The organism is Thermophagus sp. OGC60D27, assembly GCF_052400625.1.
Taxonomy (GTDB): Bacteria; Bacteroidota; Bacteroidia; order Bacteroidales; family Marinilabiliaceae; genus Thermophagus.
On record NZ_JBQTGH010000002.1, the window covers coordinates 257,397 to 280,519 of the forward strand.

17 protein-coding genes are annotated in these 23,123 nt (G+C 42.1%); 8 read left to right on the plus strand and 9 right to left on the minus strand.

Annotated features, from left to right (window positions below):
• Positions 1–139: 139 nt before the first annotated feature.
• The 3 genes from ACT29H_RS03255 to ACT29H_RS03265 are packed head-to-tail and all read right to left on the minus strand — an operon-like array spanning position 140 to position 3,588.
• A complete protein-coding gene (locus ACT29H_RS03255; RefSeq protein WP_444820162.1) occupies positions 140–895 on the minus strand; it encodes a succinate dehydrogenase/fumarate reductase iron-sulfur subunit in 756 nt (251 codons plus the stop codon).
• A 30-nt stretch (positions 896–925) separates the two neighbouring features.
• The gene (locus ACT29H_RS03260; protein ID WP_444820163.1) at positions 926–2,866 is read right to left on the minus strand and encodes a fumarate reductase/succinate dehydrogenase flavoprotein subunit; all 1,941 of its coding nucleotides are present in this window, start codon (positions 2,864–2,866) and stop codon (positions 926–928) included.
• A gap of 17 nt (positions 2,867–2,883) precedes the next feature.
• Positions 2,884–3,588: a succinate dehydrogenase cytochrome b subunit gene (locus ACT29H_RS03265; RefSeq protein WP_444820164.1), complete on the minus strand. Its 705-nt coding sequence runs from the start codon at positions 3,586–3,588 to the stop codon at positions 2,884–2,886.
• Between the two features lie 477 nt (positions 3,589–4,065).
• Here ACT29H_RS03265 and frr point away from each other — a divergent pair, with 477 nt between their 5' ends.
• Entirely contained in the window at positions 4,066–4,641 is a 576-nt protein-coding gene (frr, locus tag ACT29H_RS03270; protein WP_444820165.1) for a ribosome recycling factor, read from the plus strand.
• A gap of 101 nt (positions 4,642–4,742) precedes the next feature.
• On the opposite strand, the gene ACT29H_RS03275 is transcribed toward frr, so the two are convergent.
• The 4 genes from ACT29H_RS03275 to ACT29H_RS03290 form a co-directional block, all read right to left on the minus strand.
• The gene (locus tag ACT29H_RS03275) at positions 4,743–5,732 is read right to left on the minus strand and encodes a hypothetical protein (protein ID WP_444820166.1); all 990 of its coding nucleotides are present in this window, start codon (positions 5,730–5,732) and stop codon (positions 4,743–4,745) included.
• A 498-nt stretch (positions 5,733–6,230) separates the two neighbouring features.
• Positions 6,231–7,154: a lysostaphin resistance A-like protein gene (locus tag ACT29H_RS03280; RefSeq protein WP_444820167.1), complete on the minus strand. Its 924-nt coding sequence runs from the start codon at positions 7,152–7,154 to the stop codon at positions 6,231–6,233.
• A 9-nt stretch (positions 7,155–7,163) separates the two neighbouring features.
• Positions 7,164–8,456 carry a tyrosine--tRNA ligase gene (tyrS, locus tag ACT29H_RS03285; protein WP_444820168.1) on the minus strand — a complete coding sequence of 431 codons (1,293 nt, stop codon included), beginning with the start codon at positions 8,454–8,456 and terminating at the stop codon, positions 7,164–7,166.
• A gap of 61 nt (positions 8,457–8,517) precedes the next feature.
• Positions 8,518–9,045 (minus strand): CvpA family protein, encoded by a 528-nt coding sequence (locus ACT29H_RS03290; RefSeq protein WP_444820169.1) that lies wholly within the window; start codon positions 9,043–9,045, stop codon positions 8,518–8,520.
• Positions 9,046–9,636: 591 nt separating this feature from the next.
• Here ACT29H_RS03290 and ACT29H_RS03295 point away from each other — a divergent pair.
• The 3 genes from ACT29H_RS03295 to ACT29H_RS03305 are packed head-to-tail and all read left to right on the plus strand — an operon-like array spanning position 9,637 to position 12,648.
• Positions 9,637–11,148: a GH3 auxin-responsive promoter family protein gene (locus ACT29H_RS03295; protein WP_444820170.1), complete on the plus strand. Its 1,512-nt coding sequence runs from the start codon at positions 9,637–9,639 to the stop codon at positions 11,146–11,148.
• Positions 11,149–11,160: 12 nt separating this feature from the next.
• Positions 11,161–11,775 (plus strand): deoxynucleoside kinase, encoded by a 615-nt coding sequence (locus ACT29H_RS03300; RefSeq protein WP_444820171.1) that lies wholly within the window; start codon positions 11,161–11,163, stop codon positions 11,773–11,775.
• Between the two features lie 54 nt (positions 11,776–11,829).
• On the plus strand, positions 11,830–12,648 hold the full coding sequence (locus ACT29H_RS03305) for an AraC family transcriptional regulator (RefSeq protein ID WP_444820172.1): 819 nt from the start codon (positions 11,830–11,832) through the stop codon (positions 12,646–12,648).
• Between the two features lie 7 nt (positions 12,649–12,655).
• Here the strand turns inward: ACT29H_RS03305 and ACT29H_RS03310 are convergent, their stop codons facing one another.
• Both ACT29H_RS03310 and ACT29H_RS03315 read right to left on the minus strand, forming a co-directional pair.
• Positions 12,656–14,062: an alkaline phosphatase gene (locus ACT29H_RS03310; RefSeq protein WP_444820173.1), complete on the minus strand. Its 1,407-nt coding sequence runs from the start codon at positions 14,060–14,062 to the stop codon at positions 12,656–12,658.
• A gap of 253 nt (positions 14,063–14,315) precedes the next feature.
• Positions 14,316–14,486: a hypothetical protein gene (locus tag ACT29H_RS03315; protein WP_444820174.1), complete on the minus strand. Its 171-nt coding sequence runs from the start codon at positions 14,484–14,486 to the stop codon at positions 14,316–14,318.
• A gap of 244 nt (positions 14,487–14,730) precedes the next feature.
• Between ACT29H_RS03315 and ACT29H_RS03320 the strand changes: the two genes are divergently transcribed.
• The 4 genes from ACT29H_RS03320 to ACT29H_RS03335 all read left to right on the plus strand — a co-directional run bounded on the left by ACT29H_RS03320 (position 14,731) and on the right by ACT29H_RS03335 (position 23,118).
• Positions 14,731–20,250 carry an MG2 domain-containing protein gene (locus ACT29H_RS03320; RefSeq protein WP_444820175.1) on the plus strand — a complete coding sequence of 1,840 codons (5,520 nt, stop codon included), beginning with the start codon at positions 14,731–14,733 and terminating at the stop codon, positions 20,248–20,250.
• A gap of 494 nt (positions 20,251–20,744) precedes the next feature.
• Entirely contained in the window at positions 20,745–21,416 is a 672-nt protein-coding gene (locus ACT29H_RS03325) for a TatD family hydrolase (protein ID WP_444820176.1), read from the plus strand.
• Between the two features lie 7 nt (positions 21,417–21,423).
• Positions 21,424–22,176: a tRNA threonylcarbamoyladenosine dehydratase gene (locus ACT29H_RS03330; RefSeq protein ID WP_444820177.1), complete on the plus strand. Its 753-nt coding sequence runs from the start codon at positions 21,424–21,426 to the stop codon at positions 22,174–22,176.
• 177 nt (positions 22,177–22,353) lie between these two features.
• Positions 22,354–23,118 (plus strand): sulfite exporter TauE/SafE family protein, encoded by a 765-nt coding sequence (locus ACT29H_RS03335; protein ID WP_444820178.1) that lies wholly within the window; start codon positions 22,354–22,356, stop codon positions 23,116–23,118.
• The last annotated feature ends 5 nt before the right edge of the window (positions 23,119–23,123 follow it).

The window sequence follows — 23,123 nt, forward strand, 5'->3', positions numbered from 1 at the left end:
CTGCGCCTTGAAGATAGAAAAAGTTCAACCAATTACAAAACAAAGAGATAATCCTATTCACAAAGATGGTTAAGAAAAACAAAATCCCGGACCATAAAATTGGCACCGGGATTGTGTTTTATTAATCATTTTGCGTTTATTACTCCTGAAGTTTAGCCTTTAGAAATTCACGATTCAAACGCGCGATATTAGCCAAAGAAATACCTTTAGGACACTCAACTTCACAGGCTCCGGTATTGGTACAATTTCCAAAGCCTAATTCATCCATTTTAGCGACCATATTACGGGCTCGACGAGCAGCTTCGACACGTCCCTGAGGAAGCAATGCAAGATGGCTTACCTTAGCCGACACAAACAACATGGCAGAACCATTCTTACATGCTGCGACACATGCGCCACAACCGATACATGAGGCTGAGTCCATAGCTTCATCTGCGGCATCCTTAGGAATCGGAATGGCATTAGCATCGGGAACACCTCCTGTGCTCACAGAAACATAACCTCCTGCGGCAATAATCTTATCAAATGCACTACGATCAACAATTAAGTCTTTAATGATCGGAAATCCGGCAGAACGCCAAGGCTCTACAGTGATGGTTTCTCCGTCTTTAAATTTACGCATGTGCAACTGACAGGTGGTTACATCATCGTCGGGACCATGAGGACGGCCGTTGATATAAAGTGAACACATACCGCAAATTCCTTCACGACAATCATGATCAAAAGCAACCGGCTCCTTTCCTTCATTAATAAGTTCTTCATTGAGAATGTCCATCATCTCCAAAAAAGAGCTGTCGATGGAAATGTCTTTAAGTTCATAAGTTTCGAACCGGCCTTTGGCTTTAGGACCTGCCTGGCGCCAAACTCTCAGTTTTATATTTATTGTTTTTTCCATGATAAATACTCATTAATATTTACATCCCGGTTATTTATAGTTGCGTTGAACCAGTTTTACCACTTCAAACTTCAATTCCTCTTTATGCAATTCCGGTTCCTGATCTTCCCCTTTGTAAAGCCAGCAGGAAGTATAAGAGAACTTATCATCCTGACGAAGAGCTTCTCCTTCTTCCGTCTGATACTCTTCTCTGAAGTGACCACCGCAGGATTCTTCCCGTTGTAAAGCATCCCTGGCCATAAGTTCACCAATTTCGATGAAATCAGCTAAACGAGAAGCTTTCTCCAACTCTACGTTCATCCCTTCAGCAGAACCGGGAATTCGGACATTGGTCCAAAACTCTTTTTTGATACTCTGAATCTTATCAATGGCTTGCTGCAAACCTTCCTTGTTTCTGGCCATTCCAACAAAATCCCACATTATCAATCCAAGCTCCTTGTGAATGCTGTCAACCGAACGTTTTCCCTGAATGCCCATAATCTTGTTAAACCGTTTTTTAGCGGCTTTTTCGGCTTCCTCGAATTCTTTCTCCTTCGTTGACATACGGGGGGTGGAAATATCGTCAGCCAAATAATTCTGAACGGTATATGGTAACACAAAATAGCCATCTGCAAGTCCCTGCATCAGGGCTGAAGCTCCCAGACGGTTGGCTCCGTGATCAGAGAAGTTGGCCTCACCAGCGGCAAACAATCCCGGAACAGTTGTTTGCAGTTCATAATCGACCCAAAGTCCCCCCATGGTATAATGGATCGCCGGATAAATCATCATTGGGGTTTCGTAAGGATTCTCATCCACAATTTTTTCATACATCTGGAAAAGGTTACCATAACGTGCTTCAATGGCATCGCGTCCCAGACGCTCAATGGCAGATTTAAAATCAAGATAAACCGCCAAACCTGTTGATCCAACACCATATCCTGCATCACAACGCTCTTTAGCAGCACGAGAAGCTACATCCCTCGGGACCAAGTTCCCAAATGCAGGATAGCGACGTTCTAAGTAGTAATCACGATCTTCCTCCGGAATATCCACTGGCTTCAATTTTCCGGCCCGAATAGCTTCTGCATCTTCCTTCTTTTTTGGTACCCATATACGACCATCATTCCGAAGAGATTCGGACATCAAAGTCAATTTACTCTGGAATTTACCATGGACAGGAATACAGGTGGGATGGATCTGAGCAAAACAAGGGTTCGCAAACATAGCCCCTTTTTGGTAGGCCCTCCAAGCAGCTGATCCATTCGAACCCATTGCATTGGTTGAAAGAAAGAATGTATTCCCATAACCACCAGTAGCTAACACCACTGCATGACCAAAGTAACGTTCAAGTTCTCCGGTTACCAAATTACGGGCGATAATTCCTCTTGCTTTACCATCGACCATTACAATTTCAACCATTTCGGTCCGGGTATGCAACTCTACACTTCCCTCATGAACCTGACGCATAAGTGCCTGATAAGCGCCCAAAAGTAATTGCTGGCCGGTTTGACCTTTTGCATAAAAAGTACGACTAACCTGAGCTCCACCAAAAGAACGGTTATCGAGCAATCCTCCATATTCACGGGCAAAGGGAACACCTTGTGCAACACACTGATCAATGATATTATTACTCACCTGTGCCAATCGGTAAACATTGGCCTCGCGTGCTCTGTAGTCCCCACCTTTTACAGTATCATAAAATAGACGATAAACAGAATCTCCATCATTGGGATAATTTTTTGCAGCATTAATACCTCCCTGAGCCGCGATGGAATGGGCCCGTCGAGGCGAATCCTGAATAGTAAATACTTTTACGTTAAATCCCATTTCTCCAAACGAAGCAGCAGCCGATGCTCCTGCCAACCCCGTTCCTACAACAATAATATCTAGTTTTCTTTTATTGGCGGGGTTAACCAGTTTTTGATTAGCTTTATAATTGTCCCATTTTTGAGCAAGAGGCCCTTCGGGAATCTTTGCATCTAATTTTACCATGATCTCTCCGTATTTATTTAGTTAGGCTGATAGAACAAGTATTGAAGAATGGCAATGGAAGAAAATCCAATTCCAATAATCCAGGCAAAAATATTTCCCAGAACATTGAGTCTTTTTCTCCATATTTGATTACTGAAACCAATGGTTTGAAATGCAGACCAAACACCATGAGTAAGGTGAATAGCAAGTCCCACTGATCCAATAACATAAACCACAACAATCCACAGGTATCCAAAGGTGGTATTAACCAATGCATAAGCATTTTCAACCTGAGTTGGAACACCTGCAATTTCAACAGTGGTGTGTTCCAAGGTAGGATCGCCTGTGATTTTCATCTTCACCCAAAAATTGGCAATATGAAGTACCAGAAAAGCAGCTATCGTAATACCAAGCACCAACATGTTTTGTGAAGCCCAAGTAACGCCTGAAGTCTTCTTGCCAGAGGCATAGCGCTCGGGACCTCGTGCCCTACGATTCTCAAGAGTCAGCTTTATGCCATAAAGAATATGGACAATAAAGCCCAGAGCCAACAATGGCTCTATTACTCGGATAGCCGGATTGGTGGCCATAAAATGGGCACCCGCATTAAACAGATCTCCTCCATCGGGGACCAACAAGAATGAGTTCACAGTAAGGTGAACTACAAGGAACAGAATCAGAAAAAGCCCTGATATGCTCATCAACAGCTTTTTCCCAATTGAAGAACCTAGTGTACTGCTCATAAATCAATTTGTTTTATTTGTATCTCGATTGTATTAATTAACCTGTTCGACACTTTATAAACGCAAAGGTAGATGCTACATTCTTTATTCCCCAATAAAATTAAAGAAATTGTTCTTTATTTATATCTAATCTAATTTGCAATCCATCTTACCTCTAAAATAAAAGAATAATTTTAGATATTATTATCCTATTTAACAAATCAGGACAAAAGTAGTATAAAATCAGGTATTTGTAATAAAATGGGTCTAAAAAAATTGGGCTCCTAAAATTACTGGCATTTAATTTCCAAGTAGCCATATTTTCAACATGAAGAACAATCATAAATAAAAATTTCTACTCAAACAAGACACCCAACTCCTATCTCCAATATCGTTTATCAACGGGCAAATAAAAGCCATTATTATCATACCTCTTTCGAATTGTACTAAAGTTTTATATTTTTGTTCACAATTAATCTAAAATCAAACATTAACCAATTGATTTTTGCCATGGAAGATGATGTTCAAATACTGATCGAAAGCGCTGAGGAAAAGATGCAAAAGACCATTAATCATCTTGACCGTGAGCTCGGGAAAATACGGGCCGGAAAAGCAGATCCTCGCATCCTGGAAGGGGTAATGGTGGAATATTACGGAAATATGACCCCTCTAAATCAAGTCGCCAGCATTAACACCCCAGATCCCCGTACAATAGCCATTCAACCCTGGGAAAAAGGAATGATTGCTTCTATCGAAAAGGCAATCATGAATGCCAATCTTGGGCTCAATCCTGACAATAACGGAGATATTATTCGTATTAACATCCCGCCCCTTACCGAAGAGAGACGACACAACCTGGTTAAACAGGTAAAAAAAGAAGGGGAAGAAGCACGTATCAGTATTCGGAGCATTAGAAGAGAAACCAATGATGAACTTAAAAAACTGAAAAAAGAGGGACTGCCCGAAGACATTGAAAAAAATGCTGAAGATGACGTGCAAAAATTAACGGATAAATATGCCAAGAAGATTGACACAATGCTAGAAGAAAAAGAGAAGGATATTTTAACTGTCTGACACGCTCTCTATAAAAGAAACAAATTAAAACCCGAGCATCAAACTGCAAACTGCAAAAGATGTTCGGGTTTTTAATGAAATTTATGGAGAATATGAAAATCTTATATCTTTTCAGAAAGTTTCTTTCTTACATATTCTTCGGTATATTCTATTCGGTTTTGTCGTTCAATATCCATTAGCTCCATCTCACTCTTATTTTGGTCTTTCAAGACCATCAGCGTGCGCACCATTAAATCAATGTTTCCTAGAATCTGATTTATTCTTGAACGCATTTTCTTGGTTTTGGATTCAACCAACCAGTCCTGCATTAAATCACTTATCAAGCCTGGCACAAAATGATCTGCCAACTTGTTAAGGATCAAAATATCCCGTGAGGGAAAAAATGGTTCTACTATAACTGCAAAACATTTTATCTGACTTGCCAAAGATGGTATCATTCCATAAACTTGATCTATTTCACTTGGAGGAATAGCATCATATTTTATTTTTCTGGAGAAAAACATTTCCCAGGAGCCCCAACTCTTTTCGTTTTTAAGATTTTTTACAGCATCCGCCAGTTTCAACTGGATTTCCTTACCCATTTCAAGCGCCTGATCCAAAATCACTTTCCGTGCTTTCACTTCTCCGGCTTTCCCAACAAGATGGAGCATTGAAGAAACTTCCTGATAATAATATTTATCTAATGTGGACTGTTTTATGTTTTTCACAAGTACTCTCAAGCTTCGCGTCTCTCTTTTAGATTTCATCACTGGCGTAATTTTTTCCAGTTCGTCGGAGAATACCTGAATACTATCGGAAAAAGAATTGAGCAACAAATAAGTTACAATAAATCGACGTCTCTTCAGATCCTTTTCATTTTCCTGTTTCTCAAAAACAACATAGAAAAACGACCTTAGACCAGGAATTTGATCCAGATTTCGTGAAGATAAATGAGACAAAACAAGTTTTGAAAATGCCGTATTGGTTTTTTTCTCATTTCTGATCTGCTCCTTCCGGTATTTGGTCAGCATTTCATAATAATTCTGTAGCGCTTCTTGTTTGAATATTTCTCTTTGAGCTTCCTTTATCTGATCTGCAATCCCCTGAAACATGATTTTTTATTTTTTAAGGTTTAAAGTTAACTCTTCGGATCGGGCTATCTAATGGGATCGGGCTACGAAATTGAGAAACCTGAATACATCAATTTTTATATTTCTTCCTTTAAAAAGACAATTGGGAAATACACTGTTTTTTTCAAAAACATCACAATTAAAACCTATACTGACAACAGTCACTGCCTACTTATGTAACATAAATTTTAAAGGGTGTTCTTTGAGACTATAAATATAAACAATTAAACAATTCGTCAAATATTATTTTTGATTAATATGGTTTATGAATTCTTGACCATAAAGATGTTTCAATCTAATATTTCTCTAGAATCAATATATTGAAAGCCTTATAGAATCACGACAAACAGAACGTCTGCAAATAATCTTCAATGACAAACGATTTGGAGAAAAATACTTATTCTCGAAAAATTAAGTTTCCAAATCGCACATTGACTTCTCTATTCTTCCACACCCAATTTTTCGACAATTCATACATAATTAAAATTGACTACTCCTCATGAGCGTACTACTTTTATAAAACTGCCAAAAAAAGAAAATCATCCCCACAATGGCCGGAACAGAAAAAAGCCAAGGGATTGACAACTCATCAGGAGAAGGCTGAAGCGGATTAATTTCAGGATTTGAATACCGGTAATAATAGAACAATATCAACGATAAAAAATTATTTGCAAAATGTCCGACAATAGGGTACCATAAGTTCTCACCCCAAATCATCAGATAACCCAAAGCCAATCCAAGAAAAAATCGAGGTAGAAATGTATAAAACTGCAAGTGTATAGCACTAAAAAGAAACGCTGTTACAAAAACAGCCACATGTGCGTTTCTAAACCATTCTCTGAATATAGGTTGCAAAACGCCCCTAAATAACATCTCCTCTCCCAGTGCCGGCAATACTGCGATCATCAAAACATTCACCAGAAGCAGCCCTAAATGATCGGTATTAAGAAACTGGTATATTAAATCAACAGCGCTCTCCTCCGATTGATGCATCCATCTCTCTATTCCACTCAAAGATTCCGGTAATTGCAGACTACTGTTCCATAATCCAAGATAGTTAACAGCTGGTTGTGATAATACTATGATCAGGAAACTTAATGCAACCATTCTACCATTAGGCCTCCAAAGACCTATTCCCCTCGTATAGTGTCCCCAAAACAAGAAACTCGCCAGTAATGAGGGAATAATAAACAATGAAATACTTTGAACTATTTGAAAATAACGCAACAATCCCGTGGTCAATAAACCATCAATCGATCCCGTATCAAAAAATGAAAAGCCCTCCACAAAAGGAAGTGCCAACAACATAGCCAAAAAAGAAAAAACCATAAAGCTGGTAACTACCAGCAATATGGCCATTACTAATTTGCCAAATCCTCCAAGATGATTCCAAATAGCCTTCATGAAATAGGATTATTCCGCTATGATCAAATAATAGTTTTTCTTACCCTTTTGCACCAAAATATATTTATCATTCAAAAGATCGGAAAGATCAACGGTTATCTCCTCTGACCCTACTTTTTCTTTATTAATTCCGACTCCACCTCCTTTGATGGTCCTCCGGGCTTCACCCTTTGAAGGGAAGATACCGGTCTTTTCAGCCACCAGGTCAATAATTCCAATACCACTATTCAATTCCTGACGATTAATGTTAAAGGTTGGCACCCCCTCAAAAACCGACAGCAGAGTCTTTTCATCCAGCTTTCGCAATGTATCTGTAACATTCTTTCCAAACAATATTTGCGAAGCATCCATAGCCATCTGCAAAGCATCATCTCCATGCACCAAACGAGTGACCGTTTCTGCAAGTCGCTTCTGCAGCAACCGCTGATGAGGCGCTTCAGCATGACGCGTTATAAGATCCTCTATTTCTTCACGTTCTATTCGCGTAAATATTTTGATGTATTTTTCAGCATCACTATCCGATGTGTTAAGCCAAAACTGATAAAATGAATAGGGACTAGTCCGTTCAGGATCTAACCAAACATTCCCGGATTCCGTTTTCCCAAATTTTCCACCATCAGCTTTGGTAATGAGCGGGCAGGTCAGTGCGAAAGCCTCTCCTCCTGATTTTCTTCGAATAAGCTCTGTACCTGTGGTAATATTACCCCATTGATCCGAGCCTCCCATTTGTAATTTACAACCATACTCCTGATATAAATGAAAGAAATCATACCCTTGCACCAACTGATATGTAAACTCGGTAAACGATAATCCCTCTCGCGTTTCATTACTGAGTCGCTTTTTTACCGAATCCTTGGCCATCATGTAATTAACGGTAATATGTTTCCCTACATCCCGAATAAACTCCAAAAAGGAAAATTTTTTCATCCAGTCGTAGTTATTCACCAGAAGAGCACTGTTCTCATTCTCTGAATCAAAATCCAAAAAACGTGATAATTGCTTCTTGATACATTCTTGATTGTGATGCAGGGTCGCTTCATCCAGCAGGTTTCTCTCCTGCGATTTCATAGATGGATCTCCAATCATTCCCGTTGCACCCCCAACAAGAACTATGGGTCGGTGACCAAATGCCTGAAAGTGGCGAAGCATCATAACACCCACCAAATGGCCAATGTGTAACGAATCGGCAGTAGGATCGATCCCCACATAGGCCGTTGTCATCTCCTTTTCCAATTGTTCTTCGGTCCCGGGCATGATGTCGTGAATCATCCCCCTCCATCTTAGTTCTTCTACAAAATTCATAGCTATAATATTCTCTTTCTTATTTAGGAAGCCCAAAATTAAGAATTATTACCAAACCCCATCAAACAGTTACCGAACTTTGATCGGACGCATCCGGTCTCAATAAATGATCCAAATCTTCTTCCATTAAATCAAAAAAATATGGCGCTGCTCTTTTTATGGGTTTATATAAATTCGATCGTTGTTGTTCCGAGGGGGGTATTATACTGGATTCTATTCCAAAAGCATCTAACCCCAGTAGGATGATGCTCAAAATAAACCCAGCCTTCAATACGCCAAAAACTAATCCAAGCAGTCGATTAAACAATCCTAGTGCAATGGCATTTATTAGGGTATGCATCAATCCGGCTATCAAATGAACCATCACTACCACAACTCCAAATGTAACCAGAAAGGCAATAATCCCCATATATTGGGAATGAAAAAAGCCGGACAGAAATCGTCCCGTAACGTCAGAAAACTGGACCGCAAAAATGATCCCCAAGATCAGCGCAGCGAGGCCTGCCAATTCTTTAATAAAGCCGTTTTTCAAACCTTTCAAAGCAGACAGTATTAGTATGATACCTGCAATAATATCAAAATAACTCATACCTATAGATTTTTAGTCCCGCCTATCGGAAAATTAATGCCATTATTCCTCTTTAGGGAATGAATAATATCGAAAAACACGCAGGACAAATATGTGCCCCATCTAAATTTAACCAACATTTGTATACCAAAATCAGGCACATCCATGTACCCCTATCTTACTCATAAAGTGAGAAAAAACAGAAAAAAGATTGCATGAGAAATCTTCACCTGCAATAGCCGAAACAACCTCCTACATCCTTATTTCAGTCAATCTATTGAGCAAAATATTTGACCTACTCGAGACAAAATTATTTATATTTACAAGCAAAACAACAATTAAAATATCATATTTTTGAGTTTCCAGAAAATCAGATAATAAACAATACCTTTAATCTGTTCTGCATTCATTTATTCTTTATTGTCCGGAATTAATTATACAGTTAACATTATGAGCCAATTAATATGTGTGTATCATCATTTGCTGTGCGCAAAAGTAGACAGTCAGACTAAATTAGGAGTGTGAGAATAAGCTGAAAACTAACCTCATCCCTTTTCGTCAGATTTTCAACGAAATTACTAATGCAAAACTCATCATCAAAGCAATAATTATATGCCACTAATATCCAGCATAATCGGTCTATTCAATACGCGTCGTCTTTCACAAATCGATCTTTTCAGAAAAGCTCCAATGGAAGTTCAGGAATCGGTATTCTTTTCTCTCATTGAAGAAGCACAAAACACCGAGTGGGGGAAAAAATATGATTTTTCCTCCATTCGCAAAATCTCACAATTTCAGGAACGAGTACCGGTTCAAGACTATGAGGGCTTTGAACCTTTTGTTCATAGACTCCGAAATGGAGAAAAGAATGTGCTATGGCCTGGTGTTACTCGATGGTTTGCCAAATCCTCCGGCACGACTTCTTCCAAAAGTAAGTTCATCCCCGTCACTAAGGAGGCGTTGGAATCTTGTCACTTCCGAGGAGGACGCGACGTCTTGGCCATTTACCACGACAACTATCCCGATAATGGGGTCTTCTCCGGAAAAACACTGACACTAGGTGGAAGTCATCAAATCAACAACTTCAGCAACGACTCCTTCTATGGCGACCTTTCTGCAATATTAATCGAAAACCTTCCCTTCTGGACGCAGTTTTTCAAAACACCTGGACAGGATGTTGCCCTTATGGAAGAATGGGAAGAGAAGCTGAAAAAGATTACTCAGGTAACCATAGAAGAAAATGTAACCTCTCTGGCCGGAGTCCCTTCATGGTTTCTGGTACTTATCAAGCATATTCTAAAAACGACTAATAAAAACAACTTGTTGGAAGTATGGCCTAACCTTGAACTCTTTATTCATGGGGGTATCAATTTTACGCCTTACCGTAAACAATATCAGGAGATCATCCCTTCCGATCAAATGCATTACATGGAAACCTACAATGCTTCTGAAGGGTTTTTTGGCATTCAAGATGACCCGTCCTCTTCATCCATGCTTTTAATGCTTGATTACGGAGTCTTTTTTGAATTTATGCCGATGAGTCAATTAGGGAAAGATCATCCTAAAACACTTCTATTGGATGAAGTAGAGCTCGATAAAGATTATGCTATGGTGATCTCTACCAATGGCGGCTTATGGCGATACCTCATCGGGGATACCATCCGATTCACAAATCGGTATCCCTTTAAATTCATTATTTCGGGACGCACAAAACATTTTATTAACGCCTTTGGAGAAGAAGTCATCGTCGACAACGCCATTAAAGCAATCAATGCGGCTTGCAACGCCACAGGCGCCGTCATCAAGGATTATACTGCCGGACCTTTATATATGAGTGCAGGAAACAAAGGCGCCCACCAGTGGATCATTGAGTTTGAAAAGAATCCCGATTCATTAGAAAAATTCAAAGAAGTTTTGGACAAAACCCTTCAAAGCGTAAACAGCGATTACGAAGCCAAACGTTATAAAAACATTACCCTCGATCCTCCTGATCTGATCGTGGCTCGCAAAGGATTGTTTTTCGACTGGATGAAATCAAGAAATAAACTGGGTGGGCAAAATAAAGTTCCAAGACTATCCAATAATCGAGATTACTTGGATCCTCTTCTGAAATTAAACCATTAAAACCTTGTAATTATGCACATTGCTATTGCTGGAAACATAGGATCGGGCAAAACAACGCTGGCAGGATTACTGGCCCGTCATTACGGATGGGAAGTCCACTATGAAGAAGTGGACCAAAACCCATATCTGGCTGATTTCTATAATGATATGAAACGATGGGCATTCAATTTACAAATTTACTTTCTCAAAAGCCGATTTTCTCACATCGTCAAAATCAGAGAATCAAAAAGCAATGTCATCCAGGACCGAACAATCTATGAAGATTCGGTAATTTTCGCTGCGAACCTTTTTGATATGGGTTTGATGAGTCCCCGCGATTACGATAACTACACCGGACTCTTCAATCTTATGAGCCGCTTGATTGCCCCTCCCGACTTACTCATTTACCTACGGGCTTCGGTACCTACACTGGTTCGACATATTCAAATGCGGGGTCGCCCCTACGAATCTTCTATCCGTCTTGATTATCTAAAACGTCTCAACGAACGATACGAAGATTGGATCTGTGATTACCAAGCATCCGATTTGCTCATAATAGATGTGGACAAAAACGATTTTATTAAAGATAACGGCAATCTCAGTGCTGTTATTGACAAGGTGGACAGTAAAATAAACGGACTCTTTTAGTATATTTCTGTGAACGAAGCCATAAAAAAATATCCTTTTAAAAAGAGCTTGAAAATGGAATTTGAGATTCTTGAACTACCCCAAATTCTCAGTTCCAAGAAGACTGCGATGACCATTCCTCATCGCGCCCAGTTCTATCATATTCTATGGATCGAAAAAGGGTTCGGCACCCACATGGTCGATTTTAAACCAATCAAAATGGAAGACCATACGGTTATCTTCATCCCACAAAACTGTGTCAACCTATTTGATCCCAAGGGATCCTACCAAGGAAAAGTAATTCTTTTTACCGACCACTTCTTTTCTCAAAACGAAGAAGATCACAGATTTTTAGCTTCATCCATTTTGTTTAGCGACTTATACACTACGGCCCAAATCAATTGGAACACCCCTTCCTCCCGATTAAAAATGTACCTGCAAGCGATGGAAGATGAATGCAGTACTAATTACGACAATGGCCAACCACAAATCTTACATAATCTGCTGCATATTTTTCTCCTTCAAGCCGAACGGGAAATACGAAAACAGGGTTTCAGCGAACTGAAACCCTGTCCTGATCTTGACTATCTAATCGAATTTAAAGAGGTACTGGAACAAACTTTCCGAATTGAAAAATCTGTAAAAAAGTATGCCTTAAAGATGGGACTCTCTGAAAAACATCTAAATAAAATCACAAAGGCATTCTTAGATAAAACCCCTAAGCAAATAATCGACGAACGAGTGATACTGGAAGCCAAGCGGCTACTCATCCACACCAATTTATCCGTCAAAGAAATTGCCTATCAAACCGGGTTTGAAGATCCTACCAACTTTGTGAAATATTTCAAAAAGCATACCTCCCACACCCCCGTTCGGTTCAGAGAACAGTTTTAATCTTCCATTACACCAGTGCATCAACACCAGCTGCCTGCAGCATATAGTTGTGAAGATCAATATTGCGAACGAGCGGTGGCAAAGCTTCTGTCTCTACTCCGTACATTGCCAGCGCCACAAAATCTGCCGAATGATTCATCCCTGACCAAAAGATAGATATATACTTCTCCTGTATCTCTGCAAATTGACGGAACGGCAACTTATAAGCGTTATAAAGCCCCTCATTATCCAGTGCATGATATTCTTTTAACAGAATCTGTGCCTCTTCCCTGGTGATGGTGTAGCCATGTGCATCATTAATACGTTCAATAACATCAGCAGGCGAATCGTTCCGCGTAATTTGGTTCAGAATCCACTCATTGGTATGTTTAAAGTTCTTCAGCAAGTCAAATTTGGCATCGACCTTGGAACTTTTTATCAGTCCTGGGTTGGAATTTCCATGATCAGTGGTGATGATAACCAAGGTGTCGTTCCGGTTCTCCGCGAACTTAATGGCAACATCTACAGCCCCGTCAAAAGCTATCTGATCATACAATAAAGCGCCGGCATCATTGCCATGGGCAGCCCAGTCAACTTTTCCTCCTTCCACTTGCAATACGAAGCCATTGGAATTGGCCGACATCAGAGAAATAGCTTTAGAGGTCATTTCGGCAAGTGTCGGAACCTTTTGCTGCAAATCCTTGTCCGCATTTTGATCAAGTGTATAAGGCAAACCGCTTTCGGAGAAAACGCCAAGCGTTGGTTTTCCGGGCTCAACCAATTCCATTTCACTCCTGGTCTGAACAACATTAAATCCACGACTTTTAAAATCGTCAAATATATTTTTACCGTCTTCCCGTTTGGATCCGTCAAAATATTCACGACCTCCTCCCATCATCACATCAAACTGAAGCTCCAAATACTTATCGGCAATTTTATCCTGCATGTTACGATGCTTCATATTTACGCAGAATCCGGCAGGGGTGGCATGCGTTATAGGAACTGTCGTAACACACCCCACGGCTTTACCAGCCTCCTTGAACTTTTGAAGAATAGGTTTATGTTCCTGACCATTAGGACCGACATTCAATGATCCGTTTTTTACTCGGATACCACCACCCCATGATGAACTGGCAGCCGCAGAATCGGTCACCAATGAATCTGCTGAGGCCGTATCCATCAAGGCATGTTTCACTTTATTCTGACGATACAAAGACATCCACCGACTTTCTCTCCCTTCCTTGCGTTGCAAGAGCAAATCTGCCATGGTAGGAGTACCAATACTCATTCCATCACTCACAAGAAAAATTATATTCTTTGCTTTTCCTTTAAAACCTTTTTTTTCACTGGAATAAACCTGGGTACACCCTGAAGATGCAAAGGCTCCACCCAACGCCGCCAGCATCCCGGCATTTAGAAAATCTCTACGTTTCATAAGTAAAAAGTTTTTTTCATTGACTAAATAGGACTCTTATGATTTCACTTTTAACACTTCCTTACTCTCAAAAGGTAGGAACTTGCTGTGGTAACACAACTTACCAGACTCGTTATGTTTGCAGAAAATTTATTGGATCACTTACCTTCCCCGAAGCATCTATAACTTGATAGGCAGATTTGCCCGGCTGAACATATAATGGTCCTACAGCAACAATCTTTACCACTCCATTTATTTCGTAAATATAATTAATTCAAACAAAATCAAAAGAGATAACCAGCCAGGGATATACTGACACCGGAAGACTACCCGCACCCAAACACATCTGCTTCAATACATTAATTCCATATAATTTGATCCACTCATAAATTGGAGCACTTACACTTACTTTATCGCTTTCGGAAGAAAAATAAATCTTGACCATAGATTAATCCCATAATATATTTTCAATTTTCCGCAGCCATGACCAATTTCTGATGAATTCTTAAGGTATTCCTCCAATCCATTTATCCTGCCCCTTCGGCTCAAAGCCGGCTGAGCAACGATCTGTTCAACGACTAAAAAAGCCATAACTTTGTGTTTCATATTCGAAACACAAATTAATTGTTTAATTTAACCCTCTGCAAAAAGTAGGAATATTTACCTTCTAAATAACTCTATTCTGAATTATGAGAAGATCTTTCATCTTAGACACATTATTTTTTAGTTTGATTTTATTATTGGGATGCCAGACCAGCGAAAAGGCTCCTCATTCTCCGTTTCATCCGGCGATAAGCGCTTTCACCTCCGGACAAATTTCGGTACAATCTCCCATCATGATTGAATTGGCCTCACCTGTTCCCCAAGCGCTGGCCGGTGAACTAGTACCGGATAAGGTCATTTCCTTTTCGCCCTCCATAAAAGGGAGTGCCACATGGTCAGACAATCGAACCATTCTTTTTAAACCATCCGGGATGCTGCCCTCAGGGCAATCCTTCAAATGTGAAGTTAATCTCCCCCGCTTATTACCGGACGAAGACGAATCTTTTTTCTTTACCTTTCAAACCATCCCTCAAAATGTCTGGATAACAACAGAACTGCTAGGGCCTAAATCCGTCAATGACAATAAACAATACGAGGCTATTTTTAATGTCGTTCTGGCCGATGCTGCGGACAACAAAATGGTAGAACGTTTTATTAATATCGATCTTGAAGGGAAAAAACTGACCCCCAACTGGACTCATATTGATGGACGCAATCATCGTCTGGCTGTTGATGGAATAGACCGCAAAAAAAAGGAACAAACCCTGACCGTTACAGTAGAAAAAGGAGAATTATCCTCCCAACAAAAAAAACAACATTCAGTCATTATTCCTTCAATTGATACTTTCAAAATCCTTTCAGCCCGCTTCAGTGCTTCCCCACGAAAAATCATCTCAGTGACGTTCAGTGACCCGGTAGATCCTGCGCAAAATATTTCAGGACTTTTCCGACTTTCTGACCAAGACCTGAATTGGAGCATTGATAAGAACATTGTTGAGCTATATCCCGATGAGAATATGGCCGGAGAGCAAACCCTGGTCATTTCTCCTGATATAAAAAGTCTTTCCGGTCAAAAATTGAACGGAAGAGGTGAATTTACCTTCTCTTTTTCAACCGACAAACCCGCTGTTGAAATTATTGGCGATGGCACCATTATTCCGGGTTCCGATGGATGGTTTCTTCCTTTCAGGGCGGTAAGCCTCAAAGCTGTCAGAATTCGCATCATCAAAATATACGAACACAATATTGGTCATTTCCTGCAAATCAACCGGCTCAATGGAGAAAACCAACTCAAGCGGGCAGGACGACTTGTCCATAAACAAACCATTTTGTTGGACACCGACCCCACTCGAAACCTCCTAAACTGGAACACTTTCTCGTTGGATCTGTCGCGTTTTATTCAGCCTGATCCGGGTGCTATCTATCGAGTAGAACTGGGATTCAAAAAATCCGATGCCATTCTGCCTTGTAATGACAACACAGAAACATCAAAAGGAGATACGGACCCTCAAGATCCCGAAGAAGGATTTTGGGATGATGCAGACAATTACTACGCCGTCTATCCCTACTATTACGGACCTAATTACAGATGGACCGAACGCAATGATCCCTGTTCCGAATCATACTATACCCGCGAGCGATGGGTGGCACGAAATGTTCTGGCTTCTAATTTGGGACTCATGGTCAAAGCCGGGACCAACCGGCAACTACTGGTTACCGCCACCGATTTAATAACCGCCGGTCCTCTGCAAAAGGTCGATATCGACGTTTTCAATTTACAAATGGTGAAAATAGGAGGTGGTACCACCGGAAAAGATGGACAAGTATGGGTCGAAACCGAAGGCATTCCTTTTTTACTGGTGGCCAAACAAGGGAAACAAAGAGGCTACCTCCGGCTGGATGAAGGCCAGGCTCTTCCCAACGATCGGTTTGATGTATCGGGAGAAGCGGTAAAAAAAGGCTTAAGAGGATTTATCTTTGGTGAGCGTGGAGTATGGAGACCCGGTGATTCTATTTTTATCTCATTCATGCCTCTGGAAAGTGAACCGGGAACATTGCCTGCTGGCCATCCTGTGACTTTCGAACTCACAGACCCACGAGGCCGGCTGGTACATCGACAAACACAAGCACAACCCAACAACCGGCTTTATACCTTTCGCACCAAGACCGACAATGATTCACCTACAGGTTTCTGGCTGGCACGAATCCTTGTGGGTGGGATAACCTTTGAAAAAAGCCTGCGCATCGAAACCTTTCGTCCCAACCGCCTAAAAGTGCAACTTATCACTCCCGATGGCATTCTTAATTCCGGAACCACCAGCAAATTTAAAATCAACTCAGCCTGGTTGCACGGATCTCCTGCCAAAGGACTGAAAACGGACGTACACCTTCATCTCCGTAAGGCTAAAACTCTTTTTGAAAATTACAATGACTTCCTTTTCGATGACCCCACACGAACAGTCAACGAATCGGAACTGACCATCTTTGAAGGAACCCTCGACGCCAAAGGGCAAACCGACTTTGAATACCAAATACCCCGAATCAACCGCGCCCCGGGAATGCTCAACGGCATTTTCTCTATGCGCGTATTTGAGAAAAGCGGCGCCTTCAGTGTCGGCTCTAAACCGGTAATCATTTCTCCCTATGAAATCTATACCGGAATTCGTCCTCCCAAAGGAGATGAGAGGGGGATGCTGTTAACCGATCAGGACCATAAGATCGAGGTAGTAACCCTGGATGAGATGGGACAATCCGTTGGTCAACAACAACTCCAATACACCATCTATAAAATTAACTGGCGTTGGTGGTGGGAAAAAACTGACGAAGACCTTGGACGTTACATCTCATCCAACAGCCGTAATATTATTGCCAGAGGAACCGTAACAACCAACAGCAACGGAACCGGTCACTTTAACTTTCGTATCAACCAGCCCGATTGGGGCAGATATCTGATACGTCTGATAAACCCTGCTTCGGGACACTCTACCGCTGCCACCATTCAGGTCGATTGGCCGGGATGGGCCAGAGAATCTCGTGGTGGCGACGGAGCATCACAACTGCTGTTTTCTGCCGACAAGTCAGCTTACCAAGTAGGGGAACAAATCACCGTTACTTTCCCATCGACGGAGGCAGGACGTGCTTTGGTTTCCATCGAATCGGGCAGTAAAATCCTTAAAACTTGGTGGGTAGACCCCCAACCCAAGGAGACCACCTTCTCTTTCGAGGCATCTCCTGAAATGGTCCCCAATATCTATGTAAACATCACTCTGATTCAACCTTTCGGACAAACTGCAAACGATCGACCCCTGCGACTATACGGAATTATTCCCATCATGGTGAATGATCCGGACACGCGTCTGGAACCCACTCTCAAAACCTCTGTCTCCTGGCAGCCGGGCGAGGAGGCCGTCATAGAAGTCAGCGAAGCAAAAAACAGAGAAATGTCTTACGTTCTGGCAGTCGTGGATGAAGGATTACTCGACATCACCAACCACGCCACCCCCGATCCATGGGTTCGCTTCAATGCCCGTCAGGCTCTGGGGGTGAAAACATGGGACTTGTTCGATGACGTTCTAGGGGCTTTCGGAGGTAAAATAGAACAAATATTTAGTGTAGGTGGCGACCTCTCTCTCATTGGCGATAAGGGCAAAAGGACCACTCAACGGTTTGAACCCATGGTCAAATTCTTTGGGCCTTACCAATTGCGCAAGAAAGGGAAAATGAAGCATCAGTTCAAAGTTCCGTCCTATACCGGTTCGGTAAGGGTAATGTTGATCGCAACAAACGGAAAAGCAACAGGAAGTACCGACGCCGTAGTAACAGTGAAAAAGCCTCTTATGGTATGGGCGGCCATGCCTCGTTTAATGGGTCCTGACGAAAAACTGTCTCTGCCCGTAACCATCTTTGTCTCCGACAACAACATAAAAGACGTAACAGTTGCTGTTTCCGGATCCAATCACTTTTCGGTGGGAAACAATGGAAAACAAAGGGTCTCGTTTGATACGCCAGGTGAAAAAACACTCTTTTTTGAGGTTTCCACCAATTCTGCCATCGGGGCATCTCAACTAGTTATTGAAGCCTCTGCAAAAGGTTTTAAGGATCGAATAATTAAGCAGCTGGATATTCGGTTGCCCAACCCGCCGGTAACCCAAACTTTATTTGAAGTGATCAAACCCGGAACGACCAAAAACTTGCCTTATAACCTTCCGGGAATGAAAGGAACAAACACGTTGAAGCTAGAGGCCGGCAACATCCCCGCCATGAACCTGGCGGAGCGCCTGAACTTCCTGATCCAATACCCACACGGATGCCTTGAACAAATTGTTTCCGGTGCATTCCCCCAATTGTATTTAAGCAAGATCACCGATCTTAGCGATACGCTTCAGAAACAAACCCGTACAAACATTGCATCTGTCCTCGGGCGATTGGCCACCTACCAAACAACAGTGGGCGGATTGGCTTATTGGCCCGGACAGTCTCAACCCAATGATTGGGCATCCAGCTATGCCGGCCATTTCATGCTCGAAGCCGAAAAAGAAGGATATCCTGTCCAACCTCGGCTTAAAAAGGCCTGGCTCAAATGGCAAAGAGAGAGAGCTTCCCTCTGGCTGCCACGACCCGAAACACCCGCCTATCCTTCGGAACAAATGATACAAGCCTATCGTCTGTTCACTCTTGCACTGGCCGGAGAACCTGCCACTGCAGCCATGAACCGTCTGCGTCAACAGGACAACCTCATCCCGCAGGCGCGTTGGCTACTTGCTGATGCCTACGCCCTTTCCGGCATGTCTGAAGTGGCCCAAACAATCATTGATCAGGCTCCTAAGATCTCCTCAATCGATATTTTTCCTCAAACCTATGGATCTTCTTTAAGGGATAAAGCAATTTTAATTTATACGCTCAACCTTCTCAACCGTAAAGAGGAAGCTCTTCCTCTGGTACAAGAGACAGCACGCGCCCTCAGCTCTGAACATTGGTACAGCACCCAGACCACCGCCTGGTCGCTCATGAGTGTAATCGCTTTTGCCGGTAATCATACCAGGGAATCTTCGCTTCAATTCTCCTATTCTATCAATGGAGGAGAAACCATTTCTATTGGGTCGGACAAACCACTGTCGCAACGAGACCTCCTCTTCAATTCTGTCCTAAATGGAAACATTGAGGTCTCCAACCTTTCCGATAAAGAACTCTTTGTGACTCTAATGATGAATGGAACTCCCGGTGGTATTGATACAGCCGAATGGTCAGAAAATCTCATCATTGAACGACGTTTTGTTACCCTCGACAATCAACCCGTCAATCCTCTTCGAATCGAACAGGGAACCGATATTAAATATATTGTAAGGGTGACCAATCCCGGCTCGGCAGGAGATGCCTCTCACCTTGCCTTAACCAGCATGATGCCTTCCGGATGGGAAATTCGGAATACACGCCTGGAAGGGATTCATTTAACAGACGATGATCTGCCTGACTACCGAGACATCCGCGACGACAGAGTCCTCACCTATTTCAATTTACCCGCCGGACAGAGTAAACAGTTTGTCGTGGTGGTCCATGCCGCCTTTCCCGGAACCTTCTATCTTCCACCTGTTTCGGTAGAAGATATGTACAATCACACCATTCGAGCCAGAACCCAGGGGGCCACAACAACGGTTGTTGCACCATGACAAAAATCATAAAAATATAATCTTTACTCAAAAAAAAAGGTTCAACAATATATCTCATAGGGTCGTAGGTGGAAAATTCCACCTACCCCTTTATACTTTTTTCTATCTTTGAGAAGGTTAGAAGGGTTTTTTGTCGAAAAATGGAATGTTGGAAAAGTCTGCCCGGGATTAATTGAAAATGGCGAAGCTTTCCACACCCAATGTCCCAACTATTCGGGAATAAGAATAGGTTTTCACTCCGCCGTGCCAATCCCATTCGGCCAATCAATCAAACGAAGTTTTAATCGACACAAACGAGCATGGCAACAAGGCTTTCCACATTTAATAAAAACAAGTGCCTATTAAAGCCATGCGAGTTCCTTCAGACCAATGAATTAACCTAATTTTATACGGATGAAACGAGCATGGCGGCTTTTGCCACAAAAGGACATGTATAAATTTGATTCAGACATGCGAGTTCCATTCGACCAATGACTTAAATAAATTATATACGAATGAAATACATAAATTTTCATACCCACTTCCCTCCTGCCGATACCGAACCGGAAATTGCTATTGTCAGTTGTGTGGCGCCCGAACCTTTGCAGCAATGTCCCTCCAATATCTGGTTGTCCTATGGTATCCATCCTTGGTACATTCACAACACCGACACAAAGAATCTGCTTGAGAAAGTGAAAGAGACCGCCCATAACGAGCAAGTAATTGCCATTGGAGAAGCAGGACTGGATAAAGTAAAAGGTCCGGCACTGGAACTTCAGAAACAGATTTTCTGTCAACAAATCGACATCTCCGAAACTTTTAAGAAACCCCTGATCATTCACTCCGTAAAAGCCAACAACGAAGTGCTGAGCTTACGAAAAAAACGGAAACCTCAGCAACCTTGGATTATTCATGGATTCAACGGAAATAACATGGAGATGGAACAATTAATTAGGGAAGGCTTTTACCTCTCCTTCGGTCCCAGAATCCTTTACCCCGACAGTAAAGCTGCTGAGTCACTGAGAGACATTCCTATTGATCGTCTCTTTTTGGAAACCGACCATACCAATAAATCTATTTCAGCCATCTACATCAGAGCTGCTGAGATCAGAGGGACGTCGGTTAAAAAGTTGGAACATGCTATTAAGAATAATTTCAAACACCTTTTTGGAGACATAGTTGAATAGATTTTTTATGGAGTGGTTGGAACGTACCGAACTGATAATTGGAAAAGACAATCTTAAAAAACTGGAACAATCTCACGTACTAGTAGCCGGCCTGGGAGGCGTGGGATCCTGGTGTGCAGAAATGCTGGCCCGCTCCGGCATCGGACAACTCACCCTGATCGACGGAGACGTGGTGATGCCTTCCAATCGCAACCGACAACTGCCGGCTCTGGTCTCCACTCAAGGCATCGCCAAAACTGAGGTGATGGCGGCCCGCCTGCGAGACATCAATCCCGACATCATCCTTCATCTGCTTCCTCACTTTCATACGGGGGATGATTTTAATGTGCTGATGAATCAATCCTTCGATTATGTGGTGGATGCCATAGACTCGCTCCATCCCAAAGTGTCACTTATTGTTGCGGCCATGCGCCAAAATCACCGTTTAATCTCCTCTATGGGTGCCGGAGGTAAAATCAATCCAGATAAGGTTCAAATTGCCGACATCAGCCGGTCATACCAATGTAAGCTGGCACGTATGGTTCGTAAACGGCTCACCAAGTTTAATATCAAAAAAGGGTTTGACGTAGTGTTCAGCCCCGAGCCCGTTCCAAAGTCGGCCGTGGTATTCACTCAAGCGGAACGAAACAAAAAAACAACAGTAGGAACCATCTCTTACATGCCGGCACTGTTTGGGCTTATGGCGGCCTCTAAAGTGATCAGAGATCTAACAGAAAAAAATCTGCAAAATGCTTCTGCTCATTCGGAGGTTTTCTCTTGAATATTTAGTTATTGCCCGTCAATCCTGTTTCCATTCGTATGGAGTTAATTAAAGGGATTGATCGGACGGAACTTCGCATGATATAAAGTTTGCTACCTACTCTTTGGTGATCCTCCCTACTGAGTATGCTCATTTCAGGCTCCGTTTATTCTGCCTCTTTTTTTGTTTCTTTGCAACATGATAGAATCAATAATAAACCCTTTACATACCGACTGGACGACCTGGTTGGCCACTTTAGTCAGCGCATTGCTGGTGGGGTTGTCCAAAAGTGGGCTGAAAGGCATTGCCATGGTCACCATCCCTTTACTGGCCCATTTTTACGGGGGCATGGCATCAGCAGGGCTACTGGTAACCTTTCTGGTTTTTGGCGACTTGTTTGCCATCCGCTACTATTACAAAAATTTGAGGTGGGAACATATTAAAAAACTTTACCCCTATGCATTGGCAGGCATTATTCTGGCGTTGATAGTGGGCGAAATGATCACCGACAATCAGTTCCGCAATGTCATTGGCATTTCTGTTCTGGCATGTCTGGCTTTAATCTTTTACCGTGACTACTCAGGTGGCCCGGATGGGTTTACCCGCAAAAACTGGTTTGCCCGCATCTTGGGTGTTACGGGTGGTTTTGCCACCATGATCGGCAATGCCGCCGGCCCTATCTTTAACCTCTATCTCCTGTCGATGCGCCTGCCAAAAAATAGTTTTATTGCTACCGGAGCAGTATTCTATTTGAGCATGAACCTGCTTAAAATTCCACTTCATTTCTTTGTGTGGAAATCCATTTCAATGGAAACCTTTCAGCTGAATTTTGTGATGTTGCCCGCCGTATGGATCGGTTCCGTTACCGGTAAATATCTGGTACGCTTCATCCCCGAACGAGAATTCAGAATTTTTGTCACCGTGGTTATTGCAGCCTCGGCCCTCCTGCTCTTCTTCAAATAGAAGTG

Excerpts from the sequence above, each read along its gene's own strand:
- ACT29H_RS03330 (WP_444820177.1), top strand. The coding sequence starts at position 21,424 with ATGGAGTGGTTGGAACGTACCGAACTGATAATTGGAAAAGACAATCTT.
- ACT29H_RS03265 (WP_444820164.1), bottom strand. The coding sequence starts at position 3,588 with ATGAGCAGTACACTAGGTTCTTCAATTGGGAAAAAGCTGTTGATGAGC.
- ACT29H_RS03325 (WP_444820176.1), top strand. The coding sequence starts at position 20,745 with ATGAAATACATAAATTTTCATACCCACTTCCCTCCTGCCGATACCGAA.
- ACT29H_RS03255 (WP_444820162.1), bottom strand. The coding sequence starts at position 895 with ATGGAAAAAACAATAAATATAAAACTGAGAGTTTGGCGCCAGGCAGGT.
- ACT29H_RS03315 (WP_444820174.1), bottom strand. The coding sequence starts at position 14,486 with ATGGTCAAGATTTATTTTTCTTCCGAAAGCGATAAAGTAAGTGTAAGT.
- ACT29H_RS03295 (WP_444820170.1), top strand. The coding sequence starts at position 9,637 with ATGCCACTAATATCCAGCATAATCGGTCTATTCAATACGCGTCGTCTT.
- ACT29H_RS03280 (WP_444820167.1), bottom strand. The coding sequence starts at position 7,154 with ATGAAGGCTATTTGGAATCATCTTGGAGGATTTGGCAAATTAGTAATG.
- ACT29H_RS03260 (WP_444820163.1), bottom strand. The coding sequence starts at position 2,866 with ATGGTAAAATTAGATGCAAAGATTCCCGAAGGGCCTCTTGCTCAAAAA.
- tyrS (WP_444820168.1), bottom strand. The coding sequence starts at position 8,456 with ATGAATTTTGTAGAAGAACTAAGATGGAGGGGGATGATTCACGACATC.
- ACT29H_RS03275 (WP_444820166.1), bottom strand. The coding sequence starts at position 5,732 with ATGTTTCAGGGGATTGCAGATCAGATAAAGGAAGCTCAAAGAGAAATA.
- ACT29H_RS03310 (WP_444820173.1), bottom strand. The coding sequence starts at position 14,062 with ATGAAACGTAGAGATTTTCTAAATGCCGGGATGCTGGCGGCGTTGGGT.
- ACT29H_RS03335 (WP_444820178.1), top strand. The coding sequence starts at position 22,354 with ATGATAGAATCAATAATAAACCCTTTACATACCGACTGGACGACCTGG.
- ACT29H_RS03300 (WP_444820171.1), top strand. The coding sequence starts at position 11,161 with ATGCACATTGCTATTGCTGGAAACATAGGATCGGGCAAAACAACGCTG.
- ACT29H_RS03320 (WP_444820175.1), top strand. The coding sequence starts at position 14,731 with ATGAGAAGATCTTTCATCTTAGACACATTATTTTTTAGTTTGATTTTA.
- ACT29H_RS03305 (WP_444820172.1), top strand. The coding sequence starts at position 11,830 with ATGGAATTTGAGATTCTTGAACTACCCCAAATTCTCAGTTCCAAGAAG.
- ACT29H_RS03290 (WP_444820169.1), bottom strand. The coding sequence starts at position 9,045 with ATGAGTTATTTTGATATTATTGCAGGTATCATACTAATACTGTCTGCT.